Genomic DNA, 475 nt, shown 5'->3' on the forward strand with positions numbered 1-475 from the left:
CCCATCCCGTCACCGCCCTGGGGCCGCAGACCGCCATCGTCGTCGGCCTGGCCGACGCCGTCGCCCACACGGGTCGCGATCACCAGGTACGCATCCAGTTCGCCTGGCAGCGCGGCGAAGGCGCCAATGCCGGCGGCATGGCCCACAACACGGACGCAACGGGCAATGCCCCCGGCGACGAGCGCTCGGGCACCTGGGTACGCGTGGCCGAGGCCCTGGCGGGCCCGAACTGGGGCAGCCAGTTCACCCCACGCATCGGCACCGAAGTGCTGGTCGACTTCATCGAAGGCGACATGGACCGCCCCGTCGTCGTCGCCCAGCTGTACACGGGCGCCGACCTGCCGCCCTTCTCGGCCGGCGTCGATTCGGGCGCCAACCACCCGGGCACCCTGTCGGGCATCCACAGCCACAACTTCAGCGGCGACGGCTACAACCAATGGCAGCTGGACGACACGCAAGGCCAGGTCCGCATGCG

The 475-nt window shown here is 71.2% G+C and carries 1 protein-coding gene; it reads left to right on the top strand.

Annotation, left to right across the window (positions count from 1 at the left end):
- The coding region (locus GM672_RS28665) for a phage baseplate assembly protein V (protein WP_229417991.1) at nt 1-475 on the top strand (475 nt) is incomplete at both ends.

Source organism: Pseudoduganella buxea, assembly GCF_009720835.1.
In the GTDB taxonomy this organism is placed as follows: domain Bacteria; phylum Pseudomonadota; class Gammaproteobacteria; order Burkholderiales; family Burkholderiaceae_D; genus Rugamonas; species Rugamonas buxea.